This window comes from Rheinheimera sp., assembly GCF_030824435.1.
Taxonomy (GTDB): domain Bacteria; phylum Pseudomonadota; class Gammaproteobacteria; order Enterobacterales; family Alteromonadaceae; genus Pararheinheimera.
The window spans coordinates 81,170-90,491 of the sequence record NZ_JAVBXS010000008.1; the positions used below are offsets into that span (position 1 = coordinate 81,170).

Consider the following 9,322-nt stretch of genomic DNA (forward strand, 5'->3'; position numbering starts at 1 on the left):
CATGGATGATCTGCGCCAATGGCTGGCTCTGGCGTCGGTACCAGGCATGGATTTGCTGCGGTACCAACGTCTGATCCAGTCGATACCTTTTACCGAATTCTTCAGCGCCAGTCCGGCGCAATTGCAAAGTTTTGGTCTCACTGAACTACAAAGCCAGATGTTGCTGGCGCCAGAGCACCAGCGTATCAACAACGCTTTGTGCTGGCTGGAACAACAGCCAAACCGCCATTTTATTTCCTGCCTCGATCAGCGCTATCCAGCCTTATTAAAACAAATTAAACAGCCGCCCTTAGCACTTTTTGTCGAAGGTAACCCTGAAGCCCTAACAAAACCAAGTCTGGCGATGGTGGGCAGCCGGGAACCAACGCCAACAGGCCGGCAAATTGCATTTGAATTTGCCGCCGGGCTTTGTCGTGCCGGCCTTGGTATTGTCAGTGGTCTGGCCCGGGGTATTGACGGTTGTGCTCATCAGGGCGCGTTGTCAGTCAACGGCAGTACGGTGGCAGTGCTTGGTAATGGTTTGTCGCACATTTATCCAAAACAACATGCCAAATTAACGGCGCAGGTGCGGGAAAGTGGCGCCCTGGTGTCTGAATATCTGCCGGATGAAGAGCCACGCACTATGTTTTTCCCATTGAGAAACCGTATTGTGGTGGGGCTCAGTCTGGGCACCCTGGTGGTGGAAGCGGCGGAAAAAAGCGGCTCTTTAATCAGCGCCAATTATGCGGCTGAATACAGCAGGGAAGTGTTTGCGGTGCCTGGTTCTATTTTTAATCCAATGGCGGCCGGTTGCCATCAATTAATATTACAGGGTGCTAAATTAACCCGCTCAGTGGCCGATATCATAGAAGAGTTAGCGATTTTTCTGCCAACCAAACCAGCGAAAGGCGCAAAACGTAAAAATAATTGTCAGCAAGGCTTGTTCGAACACAGCTTGTTGGCTAACGTAGGAGATGAGGCGACTGCAATAGATGTTATTGCATCACGCGCTGGCATGGCGGTCGCTGACGTAACCATTATGCTGCTGGAGCTGGAATTGTCCGGTGAGGTGGCTGTAGTACCTGGTGGCTACATTCGAGTGAGGAGGGCCTGATTATGTTTGATATCCTCGTCTACCTGTTCGAAAACTATATCCATAATGAATCAGAAATTTATGTAAATCAGGCCGATTTGACCCGCGAGCTGGTCAAAGCTGGTTTTCATGATGATGATATTTTTAAAGCCCTGCGCTGGCTGGAAAATCTGTCCAAGTTGCAGGAAAGCCATGTCAAACCTTACTTAACCAAAACCAATTCAACGGCAGTGCGTATTTTTACTGCTGATGAGCAACGTAAGCTGGATGCGGAGTGCCGCGGATTCCTGCTGTTCCTTGAACAAATTAATGTGCTGGACTTACCAACCCGCGAAATGGTGTTAGACCGGGTGATGGATTTGGACAGTAAAGAAGTAAATCTGGAAGATTTAAAATGGGTGGTATTGATGGTGTTGTTTAACGCACCAGGCCATGAAACCGCTTATGCCCAGATGGAAGATTTAATTTTTGAAGAACCTACAGGGCCGCTGCATTAGCGGCCTTTTTCTACCCGGCTCTGACGTTCGTTGCGGCACAGCGTTGTGCATTTCAGCGCTATTGAATTGTCGCTACAGCAGCCTCGGACTATGCGATAATCCATTTATTCTGTTAGTCGGTTGCCACTGAATGTCTGAAGCGCCATTATTTGCCATTCCTGAACACAAACAAATTTGCCCTTTATGCCAGCATGAACTGGTAATGAAGTCGGGCAAACACGGACCTTTTTTGGGTTGTAGCAATTATCCGGCCTGCGGTTATATTCAGAATTTACATCCACATGAAAGTACAGTAGTGAAGCTGCTGACGGACACACCTTGCCCCAGCTGTGGTTCACCGCTAGCGGTAAAAAACGGCCGTTATGGCATGTTTATCGGTTGCAGTAACTTTCCGTCTTGTCATTTTATTGTGCATGAAGAAGCGCCTGAAGTGGCGGATGTTTCCTGTCCGCTCTGCCACAAAGGCAAGTTACTGGAGCGCACCAGCAAATTTGGCAAAACCTTTTATGGTTGTGATGGGTACCCGGTTTGCGATTTTGTGCTGAATCTCAAACCTGTTGCCGGAACCTGCCGCCATTGTGGTTTTGCTTTGCTGGCTGAAAAGCCAACGGCTGCAGGAGTCAAACTGATTTGTGCCAGCAAAAAGTGCCAGTTGCCGCAGGCAGAATAGCGCCATTTGATAACAGCACGACATAAAAAAGGCCCTGTATGGGCCTTTTGCTATTTTGAGTGTGGAAAGAGCAAAGTTAAACTCTCTCCGCCAGCTTGGCGGCCATATCGGCCACTTCAGGGAAACTCTGCTCTGGCAGTAACTTGCTCAGCACCACAAAACGTTCAGCCAGTTCTGCCACTGTTTCGCCGGACAAATTAATATGGCCCATTTTTCGGCCAGACCTTTTGCCTTTACCATACCAATGCAGATGGCAGGACGGCAGCGCCAATACAGCAGGGTCTACCACATCTTCACCTAGAATATTCACCATCAAAGTAGGGCGCACTAAAGCAGTGCTGCCAAGCGGCAAACCACAAACGGCACGCAGATGGTTTTCAAATTGACAGGTGTCGCTGCCTTGTTGGGTCCAGTGGCCAGAGTTGTGCACGCGGGGCGCTATTTCGTTGACCAACAGCTTGTCGCCAACCTGAAAAAACTCCAGCGCCAATACACCAACATAATCCAGTTTGGCGGCTACAGCATCAAACATTTGTTTGGCTTGTTGTTGCAGTTGCTGTTCACCCGGCAGTGCCAAAGATACGGCCAGCACACCATTGACATGGTGGTTTTCGGTCAGCGGATAGACCACAGTGTCGCCTTTGGCGTTGCGGGCACCCACTAAACTGACTTCGCGGTCAAAACGTACAAACTGCTCGGCCACTATCGCCTGAGGCAAAGTGTGGTCGGCTCCCGCCATAAAAGCTGCGATATCAGCCCAGATGGCAGCTGCATCTTCAGCATGTTTTAACCGCCACTGGCCTTTGCCATCGTAGCCTGCCAGTGCACTTTTCAGTACCAGCGGCAAACCTAAAGCGGCAATAGCAGCGTGAAACTCAGCTTCAGTGCTGACAATACGATAACCGGCATTGGCCACACCGGCCGCATCCAGCAGCTGTTTTTCCTGACGGCGGTCGCCGCCTGCTTTAATGGCGGTGCTGTTGGGGAAAAACTTACCACTGGCCTGACAAATGTCCTGTACCGGATAAGGAATATGTTCAAATTCAGAACTGACCACATCGGCGTCAGCCACGGCTTCTGCCAGTGTCAGCACAAATGTTTGTTGGGTGACCGGATGCAACACAGTGTTGGTGTTTACGTCATAAGCCAGCACTTGGATATTCAGCGGAGCGCCGGCCAACGCCATCATCCTTGCCAGCTGACCTGCGCCCATCACCAGAACTTTTTTCATTATGCGTCCTCAGCCGGGTTTGGCTGGCTCAGCACTGAGTCGGTTTGTTCCTGGCGGAAAGCGTCAATTTTTTTCATTAAATCAGCATCTGAAGTAGCCAGAATTTGTGCTGCTAATAGACCAGCGTTGGCGGCGCCTGCGTCACCAATGGCCAGAGTGCCTACTGCCACACCTTTTGGCATCTGCACTATAGATAACAAAGAATCCAGACCTTTCAGTGCTTTGGATTGCACAGGCACACCCAGTACCGGCAAACTGGTAAAAGCGGCGGCCATACCAGGTAAGTGGGCTGCACCACCGGCACCGGCAATAATGACTTTTAAACCTCGGCTGGCGGCGTTGCCGGCATATTCAGCCAGCAAATGTGGAGTTCTGTGGGCAGAAACAACAGTGGTCTCATAACTGATGCCAAATTTGTCTAACATCTCTGCTGCATTTTTCATGGTGGGCCAATCAGATTTTGAACCCATAATGATACCGACTTTCATTGCTGTTTCCTCAAAACCGCCAGCTGCTGGCATAATAGGCGGCTATTATAGCCATCTGGCCGGTGGCAGGAAAACATTTGTACGCTTCATTGCGTCGCTTAACTATAGAAAAGACGATGAATCAGACTGAAATATTAAATGCTGTCAATGCCTTAGCTGAAGGCAAAACAATTGCTTATCCAACAGAAGCTGTGTTTGGTGTGGGTTGTGATCCGGATAATCAGCAGGCTATCGCCTTGTTGTTGCAGATTAAACAACGGGAAAAAAGCAAAGGGCTGATTTTAATAGCGGCAGATTATGCCCAGTTACAACCTTATATTGATGAAACAGCGATTAATGCCGAACAAAAACAACGGATGCTGGCGAGCTGGCCTGGTGCTGTCACCTGGGTGGTACCGGCAAAAGCCGGACTCAGCGACTGGCTGACCGGGCAATTTAGCACCATTGCTATCCGTGTATCCGATCACCCTTTGGTGCAGCAGTTATGCCGGGCTTATGGCAAACCCATTACCTCCACCAGCGCCAATTTATCAGGCCAGCCCGCCTGCAGAAGTGCAGCTGATGTGCAGGCTCAGTTAGGGTCGCAACTGGAGGTGATTATTGATGCACCGACCGGTGGCCGGTTAAATCCAAGTGAAATTCGTGATATTCAGACCGGCCATATTTTTCGTGCTGGCTAAATAACATGCCGGTGGATACACAAGGCCGGCAGAACAGGAGTGTTTGATGCAAGCAGCAATGCAACAGGTTGATAAAGCACAGGTAAAAGCCTTTTTACTGGCGTTGCAAGACCAGATTTGTGCTCAGTTAACCGCAGCCGATGGCAAAGCGCAGTTTGTCGAAGACAGCTGGCAGCGTGCTGAAGGTGGTGGTGGCCGCAGCAGGGTTCTGACCCATGGTGCTGTTTTTGAACAGGCTGGCGTGAACTTTTCCCATGTGTTTGGCGATAAAATGCCGGGCTCGGCCACTGCCCACAGGCCTGAACTGGCCGGTCGTGGTTTTGAGGCCATGGGTGTTTCATTGGTGATCCACCCGAATAACCCGCATGTGCCAACCAGTCATGCCAATGTGCGTTTTTTTATTGCCGAAAAAGAAGGTGAAGCGCCGGTCTGGTGGTTTGGCGGTGGTTTTGACCTGACGCCTTTTTATCCGGTAGAAGCAGACGTAGTGCACTGGCATCAGGTGGCGAAAAATTGTTGTGACCCTTTTGGCGCAGAGGTTTATGCAGAATATAAAAAATGGTGTGATGAATACTTTTATTTAAAACACCGGCAGGAAACCCGTGGCGTGGGCGGTTTGTTTTTTGATGATCTCAACGAATGGGGTTTTGCCCGCAGTTTTGCTTTTATGCAAAGCGTCGGTGAAGGCTTTTGCCAGGCTTATATTCCTATTGTTGCAGCACGTAAAAACACTCCTTATGGTGAACATGAACGGCAGTTCCAGTTGTACCGCCGTGGCCGTTATGTTGAGTTTAATCTGGTATTTGACCGTGGCACCCTGTTTGGTTTGCAAAGTGGTGGCCGTACTGAATCTATTTTAATGTCGATGCCACCTTTAGTGCGTTGGGAATATGGTTATCAGCCGCAAGCAGGTTCGCCGGAAGCGCTGTTATATCAACGTTATTTAACACCACAAGATTGGCTTGGCCTGAACGGATAACCACTTAGAGGGTCTGTTTAGAGTCTGCTTGTTGTATCTCAGGAAAAATGAAATGAAAAATATCCATGTATTGTTGTTGTGTGGTGGTGGTAGTGCTGAACACGAAGTGTCGCTGCGCAGCGCTAATTTTCTCGAACAACAATTAACCGCTTTGCCAGGTGTTGTAGTGACCAGGGTCGAGATGCACAAAGATCGTTGGCTGACAGCGGATGGTGCTGAATGCAGTTTAGGTTTAAACCGTCAGCTGCTGGTGGGCGACAAAACCCGTTTAGTCGATTATGTGGTGCCTTGTATTCACGGTTATCCGGGCGAAACCGGCGATCTGCAATCTATGCTGGAGCTGGCCGGTTTGCCTTATTTAGGTTGTGGGCCGGAAGCCAGCACTTTGTGTTTTAACAAAATCAGCACCAAATTATGGTTGTCGGCAGTGGGCATTCCAAATACCCCTTATTTGTTTTTAACTGAAGCTTCAGCTGACAGCCTGCAACAAGCCAAACAGGCGCTTACCAATTGGGGCAAAGTGTTTGTGAAGGCGGCCAGTCAGGGTTCTTCTGTGGGGTGTTATGCGGCCAGTACCGAAGCTGAGCTGATGCAGGCAATTCATGATGCTTTTGGTTATTCAGAGCAAGTGCTGATAGAAAAAGCATTAAAACCGCGTGAGCTGGAAGTGGCGGTGTACCAATATGGCGACGAGCTGATTGCCACCCGTCCCGGCGAAATTTGCGTGCCGCAGGACAGGTTTTATTCTTATGAAGAAAAATACAGCAACGCCAGCCACACCACCACCAGTCTGGAGCCCGCAGGTTTAACCGAAACTCAGATTGTCACTATGCAACAGCTGGCGTTAAAAGCCTTCCGGCAGCTGAAACTACGGCATTTATCGCGGGTGGATTTTTTCCTGACCGAAGATGGCGAAATTTTACTGAACGAAATTAATACTTTCCCTGGCATGACTTCCATTTCAATGTTCCCGCAAATGCTGGCACATCATGGTCATCAGTTTGGTTTGTTTTTACAGCAGATTTTGCAGCGGGCATTGCCACAGTAGTAATAATAAACACATCAAACAATTAAAAGAGAAGGGGCCAAAGGGCCCCTTCTTGTTGAAATCAGTGGTTGCGCAGTGGCGCTTTAGTTATCGCGGTTAATCATATGGCTGGCCAGCTGGCCCAAAGCTTCACTTAATCCCATCCGTAACATTTTATCCTGCACCACTTCTTCCAGAGCTTTGTTCATGCAAAACATCCATTTCTCCCGCAACTGTGGGCTGACAGGGAATGGCATATGGCGGGCGCGTAAGCGTGGATGGCCGTATTTTTCTTCAAATAAAGAAGGGCCGCCCAACCAGCCGGATAAAAACTCAAAAAATTTCTGCCGGATCATATCCAGTGGCAAAGGGTGAATGGCGTACAATTCGGCCGCCTCCGGTGCTGTTGCCATAATGTCGTAAAAACGATTGGCCAGCTTGCGGGTAGCTTCTTCACCGCCAATCAATTGATAAGGCGTGACTTGTGGTGTCGGATGGCTCTTGCTATCGTCGGTTTTAAACATCTTTTTCAGCAACTTAATCATGGTGGTAGTGTGGACCGTTACGCTGTATTTGGAAATCCGATAGGGCATTCAAAATCGCCCCTGATCCATCGCTGTTTTGCCGAACAAACGGCGCAGCAGCTGAGTTACGACGCCATTCTAGCACCGGTCGATGGCTTTGCCGACAGCTGGCAGCAGTTTGTCGCCTCTGGCGGACGCGGCGCTAATGTCACTGTGCCTTTTAAAGAAGTGGCTTTTGCACTGGCCGCAAAGCTCAGTGAAAGGGCAAAACAGGCCGGGGCGGTAAATACACTTTATATAGATAACAGCGGCCTGCTTTGTGGTGACAACACCGATGGCCTTGGTTTAGTGGCAGATTTACACCGGCTGGGTGTAAAGCTCAATCAGGCACAGCTGTTGTTGTTAGGGGCTGGTGGCGCCAGCCGTGGTGTGGTTGGGCCTTTGCTGGAAGCCGGAGTCAGACAAATTCATATCGCCAATCGCACAGCAGAAAAAGCACAAGCTATAGCCGGGCTTTTTGATACCCGCGTCACGGCTTCTGGCTTTGCTGATATTCCGCCTCAGTCCTGGTCATTGATTATTAACGCAACATCGTCGGGTTTAAGCCAGCAGCGGCCGGATATCAGCGCTTTGCATTTACAACACTGCGAACTGGCCTATGACATGATGTACGGCAAAGAACCCACAGCTTTTTTAAGCTGGTGTCAGCAACAAGGTGTAACCCAGTGTGCTGATGGTATAGGTATGCTGGTGGCACAGGCCGCTGAGAGTTTTGCCATCTGGCGTGGTGTCAAACCTGAACTTGAGCCTGTGCTGGAACAACTGACGGCTTTGGTGAAAACATGAATCAGCAGCTTATCTTTAACGATGACTATCACTTTGATGCCATTCATCAGGCGGTGTCCTGTAGCGTATTGCAGGCAGGCCTTCGACTTCAGGTGCTGATCCTTATGCCGGAAGGTTGGCAAAAAGAGGCCTGGCTGTATCAGGTAAAAGAAGACTGTTTTTTCTGGGAAGAACAAATAGAAGCTGCTGTTGCCGCTGAACTTTTTGGTGAGGACGGTATTGTCAGGCTGGATGGCAGTTTGTAAAAGCGACTTTGTCGTTTTTCTCTGCTGCTATATAGAGTGGGGGCTGCGCCTTTATATAAGGTAGCTATATAAAGGCGGTTGCTTTGTTCCTTCGAACTAGCCTTCAGCCAGATAGTCGTTTTTCAGCACCACATAGTTGGCGGCTGAGATAGCTAAAAAAGCTCGTTCTGCCTCGTTCAGTGCTCTGGCTTGTTTTACCGGGCTACCCACATATAAATAACCAGAAGCCAAAGTTTTGCCAGGCGGTACTAAACTGCCTGCGCCTATGATTACATCATCTTCAATGATTGCATCATCCATGACGATGGCACCCATACCCACCAGAATACGATTTCCCAGGGTGCAGCCATGTAACATACATTTATGGCCTACAGTAACGTCTTCGCCAATAATCAGAGGTGAGCCTGCCGGGTTCTTCCCGCTCGGGCGGGACACATGCAAAACAGTACCGTCCTGAATATTGCTTCGGGCACCAATACGGATTTTGTTTACATCACCACGCGCAGCAACCAGTGGCCAGATGCTGACATCAGTGTCTAAAGTGATATCTCCGACTATTACCGCACTTTCATCTATATAAACCCCTTGGGCAAGGCTGGGTTTGATACCTTTATAAGTACGAATTGTCATATGGATCTCCTGTGCTGTGTGGAAAGTATGCGGCAATTGTTGGAAAAAAGCACCTTTCGGCTGAAAAAGAAGCTGTCGCACTCAAAAGCATAAGTTTTCTCAAATTTGCGCTTGCCAGTGCTGCGAAAGTCTCTATAATGCGCCACATGCCGACGGGGTGGTGCGAAAGCAGCAAGCCGGGTAAGTTTGAAATAAGTTGAAAATGTCGATAAAAAGACGCTTGACACGAAATGAAAACTGACTAAAATGGCCGCCTCGCAGCGACGACAGGCTCTAAGCTCTGAAAGTTGTAGTGAAGCAGAAATCAGAAGTGGTTTCTGAAGTAAGTCAGGTTAAGCAGAGAAGCTTATTTAAATAGTAAAATTCTCTGCTTGACTTAAAATCTGGGAAGTGTAACATACGCCTCCCGCTTCGAAGTCGAAGCACGCTCTTT

General features: G+C 49.1%; 12 protein-coding genes. 8 read left to right on the forward strand and 4 right to left on the reverse strand.

Going from position 1 to position 9,322, the window contains the following annotated elements; genetic code table 11:
• Position 1: 1 nt before the first annotated feature.
• From dprA to RCH83_RS00530, 3 genes are all read left to right on the forward strand, one after another.
• Positions 2 to 1,093: a DNA-processing protein DprA gene (gene dprA / locus RCH83_RS00520; RefSeq protein ID WP_306518014.1), complete on the forward strand. Its 1,092-nt coding sequence runs from the start codon at positions 2 to 4 to the stop codon at positions 1,091 to 1,093.
• A 2-nt stretch (positions 1,094 to 1,095) separates the two neighbouring features.
• Positions 1,096 to 1,569: a DUF494 family protein gene (locus tag RCH83_RS00525; protein ID WP_260657601.1), complete on the forward strand. Its 474-nt coding sequence runs from the start codon at positions 1,096 to 1,098 to the stop codon at positions 1,567 to 1,569.
• Positions 1,570 to 1,699: 130 nt separating this feature from the next.
• A complete protein-coding gene (locus tag RCH83_RS00530) occupies positions 1,700 to 2,239 on the forward strand; it encodes a type I DNA topoisomerase (RefSeq protein WP_306518015.1) in 540 nt (179 codons plus the stop codon).
• Between the two features lie 76 nt (positions 2,240 to 2,315).
• Here RCH83_RS00530 and RCH83_RS00535 read toward each other — a convergent pair whose 3' ends face one another.
• Positions 2,316 to 3,470, reverse strand: a complete 1,155-nt coding sequence (locus tag RCH83_RS00535; protein WP_306518016.1) for a 5-(carboxyamino)imidazole ribonucleotide synthase — start codon at positions 3,468 to 3,470, stop codon at positions 2,316 to 2,318.
• Positions 3,470 to 3,958: a 5-(carboxyamino)imidazole ribonucleotide mutase gene (gene purE / locus RCH83_RS00540; protein WP_306518017.1), complete on the reverse strand. Its 489-nt coding sequence runs from the start codon at positions 3,956 to 3,958 to the stop codon at positions 3,470 to 3,472. The genes RCH83_RS00535 and purE overlap by 1 nt, the downstream gene beginning before the upstream one ends.
• A gap of 116 nt (positions 3,959 to 4,074) precedes the next feature.
• Between purE and RCH83_RS00545 the strand changes: the two genes are divergently transcribed.
• From RCH83_RS00545 to RCH83_RS00555, 3 genes are read left to right on the forward strand one after another with little or no spacing between them, the layout of a single operon-like run.
• Complete coding sequence (locus RCH83_RS00545; RefSeq protein WP_306518018.1) at positions 4,075 to 4,638, forward strand: L-threonylcarbamoyladenylate synthase; 564 nt, start codon at positions 4,075 to 4,077, stop codon at positions 4,636 to 4,638.
• Positions 4,639 to 4,684: 46 nt separating this feature from the next.
• A complete protein-coding gene (gene hemF, locus RCH83_RS00550) occupies positions 4,685 to 5,617 on the forward strand; it encodes an oxygen-dependent coproporphyrinogen oxidase (RefSeq protein WP_306518019.1) in 933 nt (310 codons plus the stop codon).
• 52 nt (positions 5,618 to 5,669) lie between these two features.
• Entirely contained in the window at positions 5,670 to 6,665 is a 996-nt protein-coding gene (locus tag RCH83_RS00555; RefSeq protein ID WP_306518020.1) for a D-alanine--D-alanine ligase, read from the forward strand.
• 83 nt (positions 6,666 to 6,748) lie between these two features.
• On the opposite strand, the gene RCH83_RS00560 is transcribed toward RCH83_RS00555, so the two are convergent.
• A complete protein-coding gene (locus RCH83_RS00560) occupies positions 6,749 to 7,189 on the reverse strand; it encodes a group II truncated hemoglobin (RefSeq protein WP_306518021.1) in 441 nt (146 codons plus the stop codon).
• A 9-nt stretch (positions 7,190 to 7,198) separates the two neighbouring features.
• On the opposite strand from RCH83_RS00560, the gene aroE reads away from it, so the two are divergent.
• Both aroE and RCH83_RS00570 read left to right on the forward strand, forming a co-directional pair.
• The gene (gene aroE / locus RCH83_RS00565) at positions 7,199 to 8,014 is read left to right on the forward strand and encodes a shikimate dehydrogenase (RefSeq protein WP_306518022.1); all 816 of its coding nucleotides are present in this window, start codon (positions 7,199 to 7,201) and stop codon (positions 8,012 to 8,014) included.
• Positions 8,011 to 8,259 (forward strand): hypothetical protein, encoded by a 249-nt coding sequence (locus RCH83_RS00570; RefSeq protein WP_306518023.1) that lies wholly within the window; start codon positions 8,011 to 8,013, stop codon positions 8,257 to 8,259. Before aroE ends, RCH83_RS00570 begins: the two co-directional genes overlap by 4 nt.
• A gap of 96 nt (positions 8,260 to 8,355) precedes the next feature.
• On the opposite strand, the gene RCH83_RS00575 is transcribed toward RCH83_RS00570, so the two are convergent.
• Positions 8,356 to 8,889, reverse strand: a complete 534-nt coding sequence (locus tag RCH83_RS00575; RefSeq protein ID WP_306518024.1) for a gamma carbonic anhydrase family protein — start codon at positions 8,887 to 8,889, stop codon at positions 8,356 to 8,358.
• Positions 8,890 to 9,322: the final 433 nt, after the last annotated feature.